The following is an 18,141-nucleotide window of genomic DNA, read 5'->3' on the forward strand; positions in this document are numbered from 1 at the left end:
TTGACCAATCCGCGCGCCAGCGCGGTCACTGGTTTATGGGGACGGTGGCGGTGTTCGCCAAAGGATTTCCGTGCGCTGGGCAGACACAAGCCGATACGCAATGCCACGCCAGACCACAACCCGGTGAAAGAGCGAAACGACCGTATTGGCAGCATACAGCATCGCCGTCGGAATGTGGAGCAAACAGAAGATAAGGCGCTGCCACCAACGACCGATGGGTTGCGGCCCGAGCGCCTGGCGCACGGCCGTGAGCGACAGTGCGTCGTCAAGCGCCCCAAGTGCGAGCAGCAGGACCAAGCCAAGGTGGGCCGTCGAGACAACGCCTGCCAGTCCATCGCCAAGGGCTTCGAGCGCCAGTCCGCTGACGACGACGGTGAACAACCCGTACCACAGCAAGGCAATGCGCCACATGGTGGGATGATAGACCCGCGTGATGACAATCTGACGAATGGTAAACTCCCACAGCTCACGCCAACTGACGCGATCTGGCGAGCAAACGAGACAGGTTGGGACGAAGACCATGCGGCGACGGGACGCACGCAGTGCTGCACTGGCGGCGTAGTCATCGCTGAGTGTGCCCTGCCAGCGTTCGGCTAGGCGTAACTGCTCAAATGCCACCCGCCGGATCGCCATCGAGCCACCCCAGATGAAGCTTGAGCCGGCCGGCTTGAGGTTGGTCAGGATGACGGTATTCCAGTTTGACCGCCACAGGCTTGGCAAGTCTGCGCCGTCGAGCGAGTACCAGCGCATCCCGGTGGTCGCCCCAACCTGTTCGTCGGCTAGTGGCGCGACCAGTTCCCGCAACCAGTCGGCAGCGATTTCAACATCGGAGTCGAGAAACGCGAACACTTCACTTTCGGCGCACGCAGCAGCGACACCGGCCAGCAGATTATGGACTTTTTGTCCGCTATCGGTGGCGCGGCCGGCGACCACGACCCGCCGGCGCTGTGGGGCTTGCTGGGCAAACGCGGAAAGCCTGGGAAACGCCGCATCCGTTTCACTTTCGACTACAAAGACGACCTCGTAGTGCGGGAAGTCAAGCGCGGCCAACGTTGGCAAGCTGCGGCGCAGACCCTCATCGTCACCTTTGCACGGGACAATCACCGTCGCGCACGGCGCGTAGGCTTTGAACTGCGCGCGCGACGCCACGAACTGCCGCGCATAGCAAACCAGCCTCCACCCTTCCCACAGCCGCAGGAGTCCCCGGCCAAGCAGTGGGCAGAGCAGGGCATCAAACCAGTGCGCGGCAACCATGGGTTATATCGTCCATGAGCGTAGGTTGGTCATCGCCTCGGCGGCACAGGCCGAGAGCGCCCGTCCGGCTTGATTGAGGGGGTGCGGCGGCAGCTCCTGAACTGCCGTAAAGCCGGCTTCCTGCCATTCGTCCGCTGTCAAGGTCACGCGACCGGCAAAGGCGACGACCGGTATGTTGCGCGACCGCCCCAATGCCGCGAGAACCCCAGTGGTTTTGCCGTTGAGGGACTGGCGATCGAGTTGCCCTTCCCCGGTGAAGATCGCGGTGGCCCTGTCCAACACCGCTTGAAACGCCGGCAACTGGGTCAACCACTGGGTGCCTGAAACAAGCTCGGCCCCGGCCCAGGCGGACAGCGCGAAGGCGACGCCGCCGGCCGCGCCAGCGCCCGGTAGTTGACTGGCCTGGCGACCGGTTGTCGCTTCGAGAAACGCGGCCCAGTGGCGCATGTTCGCTTCCAGTTCGGGTAGTTCTTCGGGTTTCGCACCTTTTTGCAGCGCAAAGGTATGTACTGCACCATCTGGGCCCAGGAGCGGATTGCGCACATCGCACGCGCCAATGAGGCGGCCACCGCGCGCACGAAACGCTTGCCAGTAGTGGCTCAGTTCGGTCAGGTCAAGCTTGGAGACTTGACCCAGCCCCACATTGCCTGGGGCAACGGCAGTGCCATCCGACGCGAGAAGCTTGACCCCCAGCCCGTGCAGGAGACCGGCCCCGCCATCCATAGTCGCCGTGTCGCCCAAGCCAAGAACAATCGTTCTGATGTGTGGCTCAGCCGCAAGCTTGTGCAGCAACTCGCCGACCGGACGGCTGGAAAGGTGAGCCGGCTGCCGAGCTGCTTCGGGAATGAGATGGAGTCCGGCGACCGTTGCCATTTCCGCATAGGCTGTACCGGCTTCCGACTCGAGGAAGCGAACCGTCACACGCTTTCCAACCAGCGGCCGGACATTGGTTTGGCGGCGGCGCAGACCGGTCTGAAGACGCCGCAGAACAGTAAGAAAGCAGCATCCGCCATCACTGAGGGGCAGAAGTTCTACCGCCAGGCCGGGACTGGCACGACGCAATCCATTCGCTATCGCTTGCGTGGCTCGAACGGATGACAGCGTTCCTTTGAAGGGATTGGATGCAACAAGAATCACCTGGGAAAGCCCCTTTCAAGCAGAGACTAGGTGGTTAGCGCTTGCTTGACGGCGTGAAGGAGTTCATTTTCGCTGAATGGCTTGCTGAGGAAGACGGCTTGCGCCCTCAGTTCTGCTGACCGCTCACGCGCGCCAAAGGATCCGCTCATAAGAACGCATCGGCAGTTTGGGTGCTCCTTCAGGACGATGTCCAGCACCCGTTGTCCACCGCCTTCCGGCACGATGTCATCGGTAACGAGCAAGTGGATGGGTTTGCCCTGCTGCGCTGCAACCTGGTGGAGCGCCTCTTCCGCCGTCTTAGCGGCAAGGACCATGAAGCCGGCGTCGGTCAGCCACTCACAGACCAGTTCGAGTAAATCGGCTTCATCTTCGACGACCAAGGCGGTCAATCCGGTGTACCGACTGCTCGGCCGCCACGCATGGCTTGGTTTGGGAAGGAGGTCTGGACTGACTTCAACAATCGGCAAGAACAGAAAAAACGTCGTTCCGCCGCCAAGGACTGACTCGACTTCGATAAAACCGCCACACCCGGTAATGCAGCCGTAGGCTGTGGAAAGCCCCAGTCCGGTTCCCTTGCCACTGGGCTTGGTGGTAAAAAACGGCTCGAAGAGCCGCTGGCGAGTTTCCTGGCTCATGCCGATGCCCGTATCTGACACCGTAATCAAGGCATAGTTGCCCGGCTGGGGCGGTAACGTGCAGGCGCGGATACGTCCCGGGGCAGGCTGGAGGTTGGCATCCGTCAGGGTAAAGAGGCGCGTTGCTACCGTCAGTGTGCCACCTTCCGGCATGGCATCTCGCGCATTGACGATCAAGTTGAGCACGGACTGCGAAAGTTGACCGGCATCCACTGAGGCATACAACGGCTCGCGATGAATAATCTTGGTAAATGTCACCCGCGCTGACAGCAGGCGCTCGGCAAGCAAAACTACCTCGGCGATGATGGGGTTGATGTCCTGCGCGAGGGCGACTAGGTCGCTTTTGCGGCTAAAAATCATGAGTTGACGCACCAACTCCGCGCCACGCTTGGCGGCGGTCAGAATCGCTGCCCGTTGTTTGGCCAACCGCACATCGAGTTGACTCGACCGCGCCCCAATCATTTCGGCATAGCCCTGGATGACCGACAGGATGTTGTTAAAGTTGTGCGCAACGCCAGACGTCAGTTGGCCGATGGCTTCCAATCGTTGCATTCGCTGAAACTGCTCTTCACGTTGCTGTCGGCCAAAAACATCTTCAACTAAAACGACACAAGCGGTTTCCGATCCGAGTTTCAAGCGCACCAGGGATAAGTGAACGCTGACCGGCGCGCCATCCTTGGTTTGATGCCGCCAAATGGCTGATGCCTTGGGCATGTTGGCGTATTTTGGTACGCCTGGCTCACTGGCGAGATATTCCCGCCAGTCCTCTGCCGTGTCGGTCGTTGCCAGCTTGTGCGCATCGAGTCCGACCCACTCATCGGCTGTGTAGCCATAGAGCGCAAGGGCCGCCGGGTTGCCATAGGTGATCGTCCGCGTATCGGGACTCATGAGCCACAGCGGCAGTGGAAGTCCGTCGAACACAGCGCGCCACGTGCGGGCAACGGCCGCTTGTTCAATGGATTGTTCATAGCTTGCTTGCAGGGCAGCCAAGAAGTCAGCGGCGAGCGCCAGGTCCTGCGGGGATAAGTCTCCGGCAGCGAGTAAGCCGGCTAACGCCTGGTGATGGATGGCGGTGAGCTGCGCTGAGTGTTCGAGTCCGGCGGCGATGAGGTTGGCAACGAGTGAGGCTTGCGCGCTGGCAAGGTCAGCCGGCTGCTCAAGGTAAGCGTTTAGCGCATTGGCGTAGATCGTCAGCAGGTCGCTTGGAGTCGACATAGAACGTGATGTTATAGCTGGAGTTTGCAAAATTACAACTTGGGCTTTCTACCTTGTGAACGACCCATCAACAGTTCTCATGCCTGCGGACAGAACAGTGCACTTGCCTTGCCGGCCCACTATTCATCATGCCGAGCGTGCCTGAAAAGTCCCAAAGGCGGCAAAGTTGTTTGGCTGGTTGAGTGCGTGGCCAGTCTCAAATCCAAACCGCTTGTCATGACGTTGGGTCAGAAAACGGCTGTTCGGTGGACTGATCGCAATTTCGTGGACTGATCGCAATTTCATTGACCGAGGGGAACCCTGCCGGGTGGCGATGACGGTGTTGTTCTACGGCGTGTTTGGCGCACATTATTCCTCAGTCTTTGCGCGTAATCCGTAGGTAAGCAGTCCGCATCCGATGGCCCCAGCCGTCAGCGTACCGAACAGCCACCAGCGGATCGGAATTGGCTGGCGTTCACGCGGCTGGCGCGGCATCCAAATGATCCATGGCCGCCCGACGTAAAACACCTCGAAGTTGAGCGCCCACAGGGGCGAGTCGTCCGCCCACTCCGGCGCCAACCCAAACAAGCAATAGGTGTTCGTATCGTCATAGGGCCCGGGTCGAAACCAGCAGGCTTTGTCCCGCGCCGAAGGGTTGACCGGATCAAGTAGCTCAAACGGTCGCGCCAGCAGCGCGCTTTCCCGGAAGTTGAAGCCCGGATCGGTCGCCCAGAAGTGTGGCGGCAAGCAGCGCTCCAGAAAAAATCGCTGGTGATCGAGGCTCAGGCCCAGCCCCTGGACGCCGAGTCCGGCAACGACGACCACCGCCGTGGCCCAGCGCGCAAAGGTATGCCGTGGCAAAAAAGCCAGGGTCAGTGACCAGAGTGGCAGCACCGGGAGCAAGTACCGCGGCCCCCAGCACCAATCCCCGCCATAAAATGAAATACATCCGACAAAGCCGACCAGCACGACCGACGCCAGCAGGGTCAGGCGCGCCACCAGCGGCGCTCGGTTGCGAAGTCCTGCATAGCCAAAGATAGCCAGTATGATGGGTGGGCTGTACCACAAAACGCCCTTGCCCGGACTTAGGAGCAGCCCCGGTATGCCATAGAGTGGATTGCCCCAAAACGATGGATGGCCTGGGATGGCAAACTTGCCGGTGTTGAGCGGATGCCCAAAGCGGAGCAGGTTGTACAGTCCGAAGATGAGTAGGCCAACCCCGCAGGCCGCGCTGAACGCTACGATGCGTTGCAACGAGGCCCGCCCAGCCGTTGTCCTCCAAAACGCCGTCCAGAGTTGCGCCAGCCACGGACGTACATCACCGACCAACGGCGGCCAAGTGATGCTCACCCGTGAGCACATCAGTGCCAGGCAGGGCCAGAGCAGAATCAGGTGCTCGACGAAATTCACGAGCCAGCCGGCACAGAGTCCCCCGGCCACGGCATAGCCGAGCGACTGCCGCTGGGCGCTGCGATAGGCCAGCCAGGCCGCACCGAGCACGAAAAAGGCTTGCTGGATATTGTCAAACGTCGTGGTCGCGCCAATGAATGTCAGCGTCGCAAAGGCGTTGACCAGCGTCCAGAGGACGGCGCGTCCGGGCGATACGCCAAGATCGAGAAAGAACAAAAACAAAACGCTCGCCAGCCCGGCGCCAAACACCGCCGAAGTCAGCGAGAAAAGGAATCGCTGCTGTTCGCCTTTCCAGTCATTGCCAAGCTTGCCCAGCGCGACGAGCGGCGCGCCGGTGGCTGAAGCGCCAAGTCCGTAGTGACTATAGGGCCGCCCGTCACGGCCACGGACGGCAATCCACTGAAGCATCGGATCCCGCAGCGTGGGCTGTCCAATTTCGACCAGGCTGCGCGCCACTTCATAGCGGCACTGGCCGTCAATCATGTCAATCCGGCCGGGACTGGCTAGGACGTACACTGCGCCCACGAGCAAAAACAATCCAACGGCTATCCACCCTAAGCCATGCTTCACGCGAAAAACCATCAAGGGGACAGTGGAATCGGTTTGCATCAACACATCGGGCGCAAGTATATGCACGGCTATGAACTTTGCCCATGCTTGGTTTCATACGCTTTGGCAGCGGAACGCGCGCCGGACAATCGCCGTCGGTTGCGCGCTGGCGGCTGTGCTGCCCATCCTGACCACGCCATTTCCACCGGCGACCGACCTGCCACAACATGTGGCGCAGGTCCGACTTTGGTTTGAAACCTGGGCCGGAGTGTCGCAGCCGAACGGCGTTCGCTATGTGGTTCAATGGTGGACGCCCTACAGCCTCGCCTATCTGGTCATGGGTGGGTTGTGGCAGCTCTTGCCGCCGGTTCGGGTTGGGCAGGCCATGCTGGTGGTTCTGGCCGTAGCCTGGACACTGACCGTTCACTGGGTAGCGGCGCGCCGGTCCCGGTCGGCCGCCGCGGCGGCGCTGGCAACGACGCTGTTTTTCAATCACACGCTCTACTGGGGATTTGTGAGCTTTGCGGCCGGCATGCCGCTGTTTTTGCTATGGCTCCACACCACCACAACCGACGCCCCCCTGACCCGGCGGCGGCAGGCCTGGCTGGTGGGACTGGCGGCTGCGCTCTATGCAGCCCATGCCCTGTGGTTTGCGCTGGCCCTGGTCTGGTTTGGACTGGCCGGGGTGGCGCTGCGGCGTCCGTGGCGAACGCTGGTTTACGAAGGCATCTGGTTGCTGCCGCTCATTGCCCTGGCAGGTCTGATGTATAGCCAAATCGGTCAGGCGACAACGCTCGTCGAACACAAAACCATTTGGCTGTCACCGGTCGGTTGGCGGTTGTTCACGCCTTGGCTGCCGGCGTCAGTGTATGGCGGGCTGCGCGGCTGGCTCGAACCGGTGGCGCTCGGCATCCTGGGGGCATGGATGGCCGCCGGATGGCTATACCACCGGCACCAGGTATCGGCTGCGACTGATCCCGCCCTGCTGCTGGGCGGAGGCTTGTGCCTGGCAGCCGGGCTGGTGCTCCCCTACCAGTATCAATACACCATCGAGCTGGCGGAACGCTGGATGCCAATGGCCGCGACCGGCTGGCTGCTGGGGAGTCCGGGACTAGACGCGCCGACCAAAGGCAGACTGTTCGGGATGTGGCGGCTGCCGGTGTGGCGACTACAAGCCGTAGCCGTGGCAGGCTGCGTGGCGTTCTGTGGCTGGACGGCACTCGTTTGGCAGGCATTTCATCGGTCGTATCTGCCCGGACTGCCCGATGCTCTGTCCGCGCTTCCGCCCCGGCCGCGCGTAGTTGGCCTGGATTTCGTCAAGGAAATCCCAGCCTTTACCCGGCGGCCGCTGATGCAGATGCCGGCTTATGCCCAAGTCGTGCAGGGTGGCGGGTATAGCCTTTCCTTTGCCAAGTTTCCGCAGAGCTTTGTCCGCTATGAGACGGATACCGCCGTGCGCTGGACGGATGGACTGGAGTGGTCGCCAGAGCGGTTGACCGAGCTGGATTTGGCGTACTTCGATTTCGCCCTGGTCGTCGGCGACCGGTGGGCGCACGAGCGCCTGCAAGTCCGCTTTCCACGGCTCCAGCTCGTGACTGGCGACGGTCAGCCTTGGCGGCTTTACCGCGTGACCAGACCGGCATCGCCAGATCGGTGAACGGTAGCCACTTTACTCGTACTGCTTTACTCGTACTGCTCGCGACGGGGCGGCCCCTGAAAAGGCTCTGGATAGTTCGTGCTTTCAATCAGGTTGAGGCCAGACAGGGCCGGGGCCGATTCTTCCAAGATTTGCTTGGTGATTTCGATGTTGGCCAGCAGTTCATCAAAATTGAGGTCGGTGGCCGCCGTGCCATCCAGCGCCGTCATCGTTACGATGTTGTCATTGATGAGGCTAAACCGATTTTCAATGGCTTGAAGCTGCGCTTCGACACGCCGGACGCTGCGCTCGATTTCTTCAAAGGTTTTGAGGCGACGCCGGAGCACGTCCAGATTGTGCTCCAAAAGCGGTCGGGTGGCCGCATCCGCCGTGGCAATTTGGCGTTCCACCTGGATGATTTGATTCTGAATGGCCGTTCGATTCACCGACCGCAGGTGGGTCTTCCGCCGCCGGTACACATCGAGCAAGTCCACGAACTGCTCCCACATCGTGTCGAGGCACTGAATGGATTCAGGGAGTTGCTCAAGCTTGGTGAACTTCAGGTAGTTTTCGTAAATTTTGGTCTTTTGAAAGCGTAGATATTCGACCATCTCGCGGTCTCGCGGCTCGAGCGTGCGGATGAGTTCCTCACGCTGCCGTCGCCGCAGCATTTGCCGGTGCCGCGCTGCGCGCCGCTCGACCAGTCGCCGGTAAGCATTCATCGCGGGAACGACCGTCAAGTAAGCCGCTTCGAGGGCCGCGCCGGCCGCCAGTGGTGTCCAGTCTTGCGTGTAAGCGGCAGCAGATAAAAAGAGGACCATCGTCCAGATGTTGTAAGGTTCGCCTGCGGCTTCCTTGACGTAGTTGATTCTGGAGGTAGCAGAGGTAAACCGGCTCATGGCGCTCGAACTCAGGTGCGGTCGGCGATTCGCTCGGAGAGAGCGCTTGAGTGTCGCACCATCGAACTAGCATTTCAAGGCATTCTCACATTGGCGCGCCTAGGCGGCCACCCTGGAGCAAAGGTGGCTCAACGTGGGTTTCGGGGTGCTTTGAAAGCGCAAATCAGCTACATGGTGCTATCTGCCATGTTGCGACGTGACCTGTGCCAGCGTTTCCGTTACTTCCGCCAATGACCGCACCGCACCTCATCCCATCTGCGCCACCGCCAGCACCTGTGGGGAAGAACCTCAAGTTGATTGGGACTGGCTGGGCAATGCTGTTGTCACTGGTGGTCATCGTGTTTTGCAGCGGTCGGGTGTACTCGCCGCCCATGGCGCGGTTGACCGAACACCAGGCCCGCGCGCGGGCTGAACAACTCTTGCAGCAGTTGCAGTCCGTGGCGCTCTCCGGCCAGCCGGTGTCTGCCTACCAAGTTGCCTGGCAATGCCTGCCCGACCCCATTGACCAGTCCCGCTGGGAGTTTGGGTTTCTGGCGCCTGACGAGCGTCATTACTACCGCCTGACCTTGGCCGGAACAGGCGCGTTTCGTGCCTTCGCGCTGTATCAGCGCGCAAAACCGGCAACTACCTCGGAAGCCCCTAGTGACGCTACCTTGCGGTCACTGGCTGAAACCTGGCGAGATTTTCTGATGAAGGAAGCCCAGGTGACGCCCGTACCGGCCGCCGAAGCGCCTCCAGTCGTTCGGCAAAGCCCACTGCCTGGCCATGTTCGAGATGTCATCCGCCGGTGGAAGACAAATGATGCCGCGTGGCCCTTTGTAGAAGTAGCGTTTGAGGGGCAAGCCCTCCAGTCCCTAGCGTTGGCTCAGGCTGAGTCGCCTACCCCACCGTCGCTTGATAGGACTGGTCGTGGATTGCTGGTTTTGCTGCTTGGGAGTGCGCTGTGGCTCCCCTGGTTCATCGTGTTTTTCCGAGGAGTTATCCGGCGCGAGATGGGGTCGCTGACCATGCTCTCCGTAAGCGGCGTGTTGGCCGCGCTCCTGCTGGTCTGGCTGGTCAGCCTGTTTGCGTTTGCCTTCCTGAGTCCGTTTGCCTGGCGGGGGGCCTCCCTATCGGAAAGTGAATTTGTCGCTTTGCCCGATCTCACCTTTCGGATATTTCTGTTTATCATCCTGTTGCTCGTCTCCGGTACGATAACGCTGATCGTGACTGGGGCAGGGTTTGTCTCGCTGTCTGTGACGGAGTCTTACGACTGGAAGCGGCGGCGGCAGCTTTTGGAAGATGTATATCGTCTTTCGCGGCGGGGTGATGTGCCGCCGGGCCGGGTTGCGCGATTGTATCTGGGGGGACTCGCGCTGGCGCTCTGGGTGCTGGCCGTTGAGTCCGGCGTCGAGTGGCAGAGTGGGCAGCCAGTTCTGCCTTGGCACGAGTTTTCGGCCTGGACTCGGTCTCTGGCCGTTGGCAACTATCCGGGTTGGAAGCTATGGGGTGAATGTCTCTTTGACATCTGGCTGGTGATTATCTGGCTTTTGCCAATGCTGGCTTTCGCCCGTAATCGCCTGCAGGACCGTTCTGCGGCGCTGGCCATCGTTGGTCTGTTTGGGTTGATCGGTTTTCCGCTCATATCGCAGTCCTGGATGGTTGTGGTTGGGTATGGGCTGTTGTTGGGTGGGCTGCTGTGGACGCTTGTGCACTATGGCTGGATGTCAGTCGGCTTTGCGTCGCTCTTCATCGGCGGACTGTTCCCCGTGCTGTGGGTTCTGCGCTTCCCAAGTGGATTTGAACTGACCTTTTTGGCTGGCAGCGGGGTGGTGGCCCTGCCCCTGGTGCTGGTGATGTGGTCTCGCCGTCGGCTGCGTCCCGCGCGCAACGAAGCTTTTGCGCTCGCGCCTAACTATGTTCGGGAGCGGTTGCGCCTCGAGCGCTGGCGCGAAGAGCGCGATGTCCGATGGCTCATTCACTGCAACTTGCTTCCGCCCTCCGGTTTTCGGGATGAGCGGCAGCGGGTGGTCGCCGAATACGCCCACCTACCAGAGCACGGGCGTGAGTGGTTTATGGTGTTGCCACTGGGTGATGACCGCGTTGGGATTGCCATCGGCGAAGTCAGTGGGCAAGAACTGCAAGCCTCCCTGCTGATGGCGACGATGCTTGCGGCTATCAAATCCAAGGCAGCGCGCTATCCAACCTGTCCGGTGCGGGTCGTCGAGCGGTTGAATGATTTTCTGTCGCCCCGGTTAGGGAGTATTGATTCACAGGTGCGCATGCTGTACGGCATTGCCAATTTTCGCACGGGTGAGTTCACCTACTGCAATGCCGGCTATGTGGCCCCGGTCGCGTTGCGTGTAATGCCAGATGGCACGCGGCAGTCCGAAAGTCTCGCGCTGACAGCGAATCCACCGCTGGATGGTCGGACCGACCTGCGGTTTGCCGGGCAGACGGTTCACCTCGAACGTGGCAGTTATTTGGTTCTGATGAGTGACTGGGTTGGCGAACTCTCCGGTCTGCCCACCGATGCCACTGCCTTGGCGCAGCGCAATGCTAACCTGCTGGCAAATTTTGGCGACCTGTCTTGCCAGGACTTGCCTGCGGCCGTGATCCGTCATGGACGCGAGCGCTTGCTGAAGCTGCCTGGCGCGTCGCCCCCTGAGACCGATTCCAAAGTTGAAATTACCGTCGTGTGCGTTGAGTTCTGACGGTGGCTTTCGGCAGGTCATCACGGCATTGGCTTGCCGTCGGCGCGTTGAACAAGTACCTTGCAGGCTTAGGCGCTGCGTCCTTGGTGGCCGGCGCTTGGACTTTCTCCTGGAGATGTCGCCCCATGTCATTTCTCGATCAAATGACGAAAGAACTCCTCAAGCGCTACGGACGCCTGGCATTGGGCAAGCCCTTCGCTCCCGTTTTCCTCAACATTCTGGCCACTTCAGTTTGTGACATGCGCTGCGTTCACTGCTTTTTCACCGATGAGCTGGACGACAAGGAGCGCAAAAAGTCTCAGATGAAGACGGAAAACATCGTCCGGGTCAGCGAAACCCTTGGTGGAAACCTCTCCGTGCTCGTGATTGCCGGCGGCGAGCCGTTCACGCGCCTCGATATGCCAGACATTGCGCGGGCGTTTTATGAAAACAATCGGTTGGAATCGCTCTACTTGATGTCGAATGGGCAAATTCAGAAGCGCATCTTGCCCGATGTGGAACGCATTCTGACCGAATGCCCGAACTTGCACGTCACCGTCGCGCTTGGATTGGATGGTCTCGAAGCCGAGCATGACAAAATCCGCCAGAAGCCCGGTAGTTGGGCGCGCGCGATTGATACGGCGCGACAGCTTCAGAAACTCAAGAAAAGCTTTGGCCGGCTTGACATCCAGACCTGCACCTGCGTGATGAACTCAAACCAGGACCGCCTGTTTGAGTGGTATGACTTTCTCAAGTCTGATCTCAAGCCAGACAAAATCAACCTCAACTACATCCGCCCACCAGCCGCCCGGCCAGAAGAACTCAACATTGACCTGGAGCGGTACCGGCAGCTTTCCGAGCTGATTCTCGAAGACTCGCGCAGTGGGCAGACCAAAAATGTGTACGGTGGCCCAAGCGGCGCGTTCAAGGCAGCGGTGGATATCTACATGCACGAGCTGATCGCCAAAACCCAGGAAGAGAAAAAAGCCCAACTGCGGTGCTTTGCCGGCACGGCCGGCGGCGTCATCTATGACGAAGGCACGGTGTCGAGCTGTGAGAACCTGCCGCCCATTGGCAACCTGCGTGACTACGATTGGAACTTTTCGGCGCTGTGGTATTCCGAAGCGATGAAGCTGCGGCGCGCGCGCGTCAAGGACGGCTGCTTCTGTACGCACGAAAGCAACTGTTACTACCCGTCACTGGCGTTCAACCCAGGGCACTTGGTCAAAATCAAGCGGCTCGAACGCGACATCATCGCGGCACGGAAGCGCGTCGAGGCCGTCGAGGCAACTCCAACGGCCATCACGGCTTCGTAGCGCGCCCAGCGACATGTCACCAGAGAAGCCGGTCGCCCGTGATGCGGGCCGACCGGCTATGTTTTTGCCAGCCAGGGGACGGAAGCCGCTTCGTCTGCGTGACGCCGGTGAAGACGCCGGTGAAGACGCTGGTGAAGACGCCGGTGAACTGGATGCCTTAGAAGTTGATGCGCAGCGAGAACTGGAGCTGGCGATTCGCCCCCAGGCCGACGGCCCGGCCCACCGTTGCGGTGACGACCCCGAACAGGTTCGAGTTTGCCGGATTGAAGGGCGTGCCCGGTTGGAAGGTGGCGCTAAACGACGCCGGCAATGATACCGGCGGGTTGGCAACGTTGGCGCGGTTGAACAGGTTGTAAACTTCAGCCCGAAACTCGATGTTGAAGGACTCCGCGATGGCAAAGCGCTTCTGAAGGGTGAAGTCAAACTGGTGGAAACTTGGCCCATAAAATGCGTTGCGCGCCAGGTTGCCATGCGTGCCAGGGCGCGGTGTTGTGAACGCTCCCGGGTTGATGAAGAGAAGGTTATTCGAGGTTCGCCGGAAAGGGTTTCCGCCCGGCACCACGTCTGGACGCCGGGCATTCCGGCTGGCCCCGCCGCCAGGGGTATTGATGACGGCAAAAAAACCGGCCGGGAGTGGCGTCGTGGCATTGATGGTTGCGGGAAGTGTCCGAACCTCGCCAGTCGTGAGATGTTGGATGACCACGTCGGGACGCGAGATACGAATGTCGAGCGGGACACCGGAGCGGCCGTTGTAAACGCCACCGAGCTGAAAACCACCCAGCAGCGTGTTTGCCAGACCGTCCAAATCAATCAGCCGTCCTTTGCCAATCGGCAGCTCATAGAGCGCCGAGATGTTGACGCTATGCCGAATGTCGAAGGTATTGTTCCCACGCTCGCCGCGGTAGTCGAAGGGATTCTGAGCCGTTTGGGCTTCGTTGGAACCCTGCGTGTTTCCGATGCTGTGCGACCAAGTATATTGTCCGCCCAGCATCAATCCCTTTGTCAGGCGGCGACTGGCGGCGATCTGAAGCGCATTGTAGTTGTCGTTGCCCCCACTGGTTTTGATGTCCACTTCGCCAAACGGATTCACAACTGAGCGGTTATTGACCACGAACTGCCCGGTTGCGGTCTCAAAAGCGCGGTTGATGATTGAAAACTGGCGGATGACGTTGACCCCAACCACCCGACCGGTCGCGTCAACCCGATTGACAATACCGACGCCGGCCGGGATGGGGCTTCCATCAGGAATGGTTGCCGTTCCTGGAAGGATGAGATTGCCAATGGTACGCAAAAAGAGATGGCGCCCCTGGCTTCCGACATAACCGACCGTCAACACCGTCTTGCCGGGCACTTCCCGCTGAATGGAAAAACCATACTGCGCGACGCGCTCGGGCACACGGTAGCCACCGAGGTCATACACCCGCGGCGTGAAGCTCCCGACCGGCACGCTTGTGTTGGAGACCAAGCCAACTGTCGTGGGACTGATGCCTTCGGCAAGGTTTTGCGACGCGCGATAGACATTGCTTTCGATGGGCTGGATGAGGTCTTCAAACTGGCCCGGCCCGAAAAAGAGGCCGCCGCCAAGGCGGAAGACCGTCTTACCCTTGAACCGGGCCGGCGCCCAGGTTACGCCGAGGCGTGGGGCGAAATTGGTTTTCAACGCCTGATAGAGCGCGGTATCGCGTGGATTGCGTATCTGACCGGTGGCCGGGTCAAGCAGGATGGCGCGGTCGTTCGCCTCGCGGACCGGTGAATAGTACTCATAGCGCAGACCATAGTTGAGCGTGACATGCTGGCGAACCCGCCACTCGTCCTGGGCAAAGCCGATGATGAAGAACTGTCGAGCGCGCGCAGGACCGCTGCTTGGACGGGAAAACGTCGTCAGCGGTTCGGTCAGGATGCGGAAGTCACCGGGCTGACTCAAATCGCCGATGAAGGCCACGGCTACATTCTGGTTACGGATGAAGTCATTGAGGTTGCTGAAGGTGAATTGTGTGCCGCCCAGTTGGTCAAAGCTCACCTGCTGAATACGGATTTCGCCCCCAAACTTCATCGTGTGGCTGCCGCGGACGTAGGTCACGGTATCCAGGATGCTAACGCTACGCGGATCGATGGGCTGCGCGCGTCCGTTGCCGGCTGAAGATTGGCGCGTCAGTCCGCCTGGCGACACCAGCCCGGTTGAAGCGCCACCGTTGACGCCGGGCGATACGACGTTGCCGCCAAAGCTGATGAGGACGTGAGAGAGCGGGAAGCCCGTCACCCCTGACACGTTTGGAATCGAGGCGCGCAGGTCGGTTTTCGGACGATTCACACCGACCTTTGTTTCGTTGACGAGCGACCCGCCAGAGACCCAGGTGAGCGAGCCGACGACGTTGAAAAACGCCTGGCTGGCCCGAAGGAAACGACCGGAAGCCCCGTCTGGCGAAGCCAAGTCGCCGGCGTTGCGGTTGAAGCGGACAAATCCGTTGAGATTGCCGTTGAGCTGTCCATCCACTCGGACGCTGAAAGCGTTTTCATCCAAACGCGCCACCGGAGCAACCTGAATGAGCTGTCCACCGTTGGTCACGCCACCTAGGTCGAGCAGTGGTCCTGACCCGACCGGAAACGCCTGCATGGCACCTGTCAGGCGCAGGTTGTTGATGCGCGCAATGTCGGCGGCAGTGAGTGTGTCCGGGTTGATGCCAAGCGTGATGGCCGCGGCCGTCCAGCTTGGGGTTTGATCGGCCGTCGTTCCTGGGCGAATCAGGTTGACGAAGTCACGGGCTGGCATGGATGGCGTCAGTTCGGTGAGGTTGAACCCAGCGCGCTGGCGCAGCCCCTCAAAGCTCGTAAAAAAGAAAAGCCGGTCTTTGATCATCCGGCCGCCCAAACTCCCTCCAAACTGGTTGAGACGAAGCCGGGACTTGTTCCTGCCGTCGAAGAAGTTGCGCGCGTCCAGGGCGTCGTTGCGTAGGTAGTGAAAGACTGCACCATGGAACTCGTTCGTGCCGCTCTTCCCGATGACGTTGATCTGCCCGCCCGTGCCCGTGCCGTATTCGGCCGGGTAGTTGGATGATTCCACGCGGAACTCCTGGACGGTTTCCAAAGATGTCTGCAACCGGAACTGTGAGCCCTGGACCGTCAGGTAGCCAGGTGAGTTGTCAAAGATGGCCGTGGCGTCAACACCGTCGAGGCGTGTTTGGTTCTGCTGGTTTGAGCGTCCGTTGAAGCGAACTTCGTTGAAATTACCAACCCCGATGTTGGTGGCGCCGGGTGTCAGTAACTGAAGCTGTGAGAAGTTGCGTCCGTTGACCGGAAGCTCCTTGACTTCGCGGGCGGTGACATTGACGCCAAGCCGGTTGGATGACAGGTCAATCGTGGCCGAACCCTCGATTGACGCGGTGACGTTGACGACCTCTTCGCTTCCGCCGACCTCCAGCTTGAACTCAACCGACCGGACTTGTCCAACGGCCAACTCAACCCTGGCTTCTGCCGGCCTGAAACCGGCCTGGGTGACCCGGATGCGGTAAACTGCCGGACGCAATGGCGAAACTGAGAAATAGCCAGCCTCGTTGGTGACGACGCGCCGCTCGAATCCGACACCAGCATCCTGGATGGAAATCGTTGCGCCGCCAATCACGGCGCCGGATGTGTCCAGCACCGTGCCACTGATTTGCGCGGCATTCGTTTGCGCCCACCCGGTCAGGGTTGAGAGCCAGAGGAACAAAGCGGCGCAAGCCGCTTGGGCAAGTCCCAGCCTGTACACTTGCTATCCCCTTCGAGTAAAGGTTCACTGCGGCCGTTGTCGTGACGAGTTGCATGCTCACCGGTCGGTTGCCATAATCAATATACGAAAGTAATGGCTCCCTGGCTTCCTCAGGATACGCCTTCAGGTTTTCATAGTATGCCGATGCTCCGTCGCTATGCTCCATCGCTTCGTCTGCGCGTTGCGCTGACCTGCCTCCCGTTGCGGCGGCGAGCTGACCTCTTTGCCGACTAGATCAACCCTTGGTGACAGCCAACACATCGCGCGCGTTGAGCGCGTCCGGGTTTGTTTTCTTCATTAAAAGGAGTGTCTATGTCGGCCACCATACCTGCGCTTACCAAATTCCCACAACTCGTCACTGAACTTCCCGGCCCAAAGGCCAAGGCCATTGTTGAAAAAGATCATCGCTACGTATCGCCGAGCTACACCCGTGCTTATCCGTTGGTCATCGAGCGTGGGTGGGGGGCTATGATTCAGGATGTGGACGGGAACGTTTTTCTGGATTTCAATGCTGGCGTCGCCGTGCTGGCCACCGGGCATGCGCATCCAGAAATCGTTGCTGCCATCTCGAAACAGGCGGCGGAGTTTGTCCACATTGCTGGCGCGGATTACTACTACCCACAGCTTTCGGAAATTGCCGAACGACTCCAGCATGAAACGCCGGGTGATTTTCCCAAGCGGGTTCACTTTGGCAATTCGGGCGCGGAAGCCGTCGAATGCGCGCTGAAAGTCGCCATGTACGCCACCCGGCGGACGAAGTTCATTGCTTTCTTCAACAGCTTCCACGGGCGGACGATGGGCGCGTTGTCGTTGACCTCCTCGCGCGCAGCGCAGCGGCTGGGCTTCGGCCGCGCGGCGCTCGACGTGACGCATATCCCGTACGCCAACTGTCTGCGGTGCGCCTACGGCAAGACGCCGGATAGCTGCAACGTCGAGTGCGTCAAGGTCATTGAGGAGCGGTTGTTCAAAACCACCTGCCCGAAGGAAGAAGTCGCCGCGATTGTGGTTGAAGCGGTGCAGGGTGAGGGTGGCTATGTCGTCCCGCCGGCGAAGTTCCACCAGGAACTACGTCGGGTGTGCGATGACAACGACATCGTGCTGATTGTGGATGAGGTGCAGTCGGGGATGGGGCGTACCGGCAAGATGTTTGCCATTGAGCATTTTGGGGTTGTCCCGGATGTGCTGTGCGCGGCGAAGGGCATTGCCTCGGGGGTGCCGTTGAGCGCGACCGTCGCCCGCGCCGACCTCATGAACTGGCACGTCGGCGCCCATGCCTCGACCTTTGGTGGCAATCCGGTGGCCATTGCCGCTTCGCTCAAGACCTTCGAGTTGCTGCACAATGGATTGCTCAAAAACGCTGCCGAGATGGGCGAGCGAATGCTCGGCGGCTTGCGGATGGTGCAGGCCAAGTACGCCGACCATATCGCCGATGTGCGGGGTGTCGGTTTGATGATTGGCGTTGAGTTTGTTGCCGACCGTCAGACCCTGCGGCCCGATGTCGAGCTGCGTAACCGCATCGAGCAAGAATGCTTCCGGCGCGGGCTGATCGTTCTCGGCGCGGGTGAGTCCACCATCCGCTTTTCGCCACCGCTGGTGATTGATGCCGAACAGGTGGACTGCGCCGTGGAAATTTTTTCTGAAGCCATTGGCGCGGCTCTCAACCGGTGAGTCAGGGTGCGGGCCGGCGGCGGTGA

General features: G+C 60.3%; 10 protein-coding genes. 4 read left to right on the top strand and 6 right to left on the bottom strand.

What is annotated here, in order from left to right; all coding sequences use genetic code 11:
- Positions 1-33: 33 nt before the first annotated feature.
- From J8C06_RS01865 to J8C06_RS01880, 4 genes are all read right to left on the bottom strand, one after another.
- Entirely contained in the window at positions 34-1,254 is a 1,221-nt protein-coding gene (locus tag J8C06_RS01865; RefSeq protein WP_211429102.1) for a glycosyltransferase family 2 protein, read from the bottom strand.
- Positions 1,255-1,257: 3 nt separating this feature from the next.
- Positions 1,258-2,391 (bottom strand): glycerate kinase family protein, encoded by a 1,134-nt coding sequence (locus tag J8C06_RS01870; RefSeq protein WP_211429103.1) that lies wholly within the window; start codon positions 2,389-2,391, stop codon positions 1,258-1,260.
- A gap of 26 nt (positions 2,392-2,417) precedes the next feature.
- Positions 2,418-4,241, bottom strand: coding sequence for an ATP-binding protein (locus J8C06_RS01875; protein WP_211429104.1), 1,824 nt, complete (start codon positions 4,239-4,241; stop codon positions 2,418-2,420).
- Positions 4,242-4,589: 348 nt separating this feature from the next.
- Positions 4,590-6,200: a hypothetical protein gene (locus J8C06_RS01880; RefSeq protein WP_211429105.1), complete on the bottom strand. Its 1,611-nt coding sequence runs from the start codon at positions 6,198-6,200 to the stop codon at positions 4,590-4,592.
- A gap of 70 nt (positions 6,201-6,270) precedes the next feature.
- On the opposite strand from J8C06_RS01880, the gene J8C06_RS01885 reads away from it, so the two are divergent.
- Positions 6,271-7,836 (top strand): hypothetical protein, encoded by a 1,566-nt coding sequence (locus tag J8C06_RS01885; RefSeq protein WP_211429106.1) that lies wholly within the window; start codon positions 6,271-6,273, stop codon positions 7,834-7,836.
- Between the two features lie 26 nt (positions 7,837-7,862).
- Here the strand turns inward: J8C06_RS01885 and J8C06_RS01890 are convergent, their stop codons facing one another.
- Positions 7,863-8,714, bottom strand: a complete 852-nt coding sequence (locus J8C06_RS01890) for a PRP40 family protein (protein WP_211429107.1) — start codon at positions 8,712-8,714, stop codon at positions 7,863-7,865.
- A gap of 230 nt (positions 8,715-8,944) precedes the next feature.
- Here J8C06_RS01890 and J8C06_RS01895 point away from each other — a divergent pair, with 230 nt between their 5' ends.
- Together J8C06_RS01895 and J8C06_RS01900 are read left to right on the top strand one after the other, a co-directional pair.
- On the top strand, positions 8,945-11,407 hold the full coding sequence (locus J8C06_RS01895; protein ID WP_211429108.1) for a PP2C family protein-serine/threonine phosphatase: 2,463 nt from the start codon (positions 8,945-8,947) through the stop codon (positions 11,405-11,407).
- A gap of 125 nt (positions 11,408-11,532) precedes the next feature.
- Positions 11,533-12,702: a radical SAM protein gene (locus J8C06_RS01900; protein ID WP_211429109.1), complete on the top strand. Its 1,170-nt coding sequence runs from the start codon at positions 11,533-11,535 to the stop codon at positions 12,700-12,702.
- A 157-nt stretch (positions 12,703-12,859) separates the two neighbouring features.
- On the opposite strand, the gene J8C06_RS01905 is transcribed toward J8C06_RS01900, so the two are convergent.
- Complete coding sequence (locus J8C06_RS01905; RefSeq protein ID WP_211429110.1) at positions 12,860-16,408, bottom strand: TonB-dependent receptor; 3,549 nt, start codon at positions 16,406-16,408, stop codon at positions 12,860-12,862.
- 351 nt (positions 16,409-16,759) lie between these two features.
- On the opposite strand from J8C06_RS01905, the gene J8C06_RS01910 reads away from it, so the two are divergent.
- Entirely contained in the window at positions 16,760-18,115 is a 1,356-nt protein-coding gene (locus J8C06_RS01910) for an acetyl ornithine aminotransferase family protein (RefSeq protein WP_211429111.1), read from the top strand.
- Positions 18,116-18,141 lie beyond the last annotated feature (26 nt).

Source organism: Chloracidobacterium validum, from assembly GCF_018304825.1.
Lineage (GTDB): Bacteria > Acidobacteriota > Blastocatellia > Chloracidobacteriales > Chloracidobacteriaceae > Chloracidobacterium > Chloracidobacterium validum.

What these genes read in the sequence shown, in the direction of transcription:
- J8C06_RS01890 (WP_211429107.1), bottom strand. Translation starts at nt 8,714, where the DNA reads ATGAGCCGGTTTACCTCTGCTACCTCCAGAATCAACTACGTCAAGGAA.
- J8C06_RS01900 (WP_211429109.1), top strand. Translation starts at nt 11,533, where the DNA reads ATGTCATTTCTCGATCAAATGACGAAAGAACTCCTCAAGCGCTACGGA.
- J8C06_RS01910 (WP_211429111.1), top strand. Translation starts at nt 16,760, where the DNA reads ATGTCGGCCACCATACCTGCGCTTACCAAATTCCCACAACTCGTCACT.
- J8C06_RS01885 (WP_211429106.1), top strand. Translation starts at nt 6,271, where the DNA reads ATGAACTTTGCCCATGCTTGGTTTCATACGCTTTGGCAGCGGAACGCG.
- J8C06_RS01865 (WP_211429102.1), bottom strand. Translation starts at nt 1,254, where the DNA reads ATGGTTGCCGCGCACTGGTTTGATGCCCTGCTCTGCCCACTGCTTGGC.
- J8C06_RS01895 (WP_211429108.1), top strand. Translation starts at nt 8,945, where the DNA reads ATGACCGCACCGCACCTCATCCCATCTGCGCCACCGCCAGCACCTGTG.
- J8C06_RS01875 (WP_211429104.1), bottom strand. Translation starts at nt 4,241, where the DNA reads ATGTCGACTCCAAGCGACCTGCTGACGATCTACGCCAATGCGCTAAAC.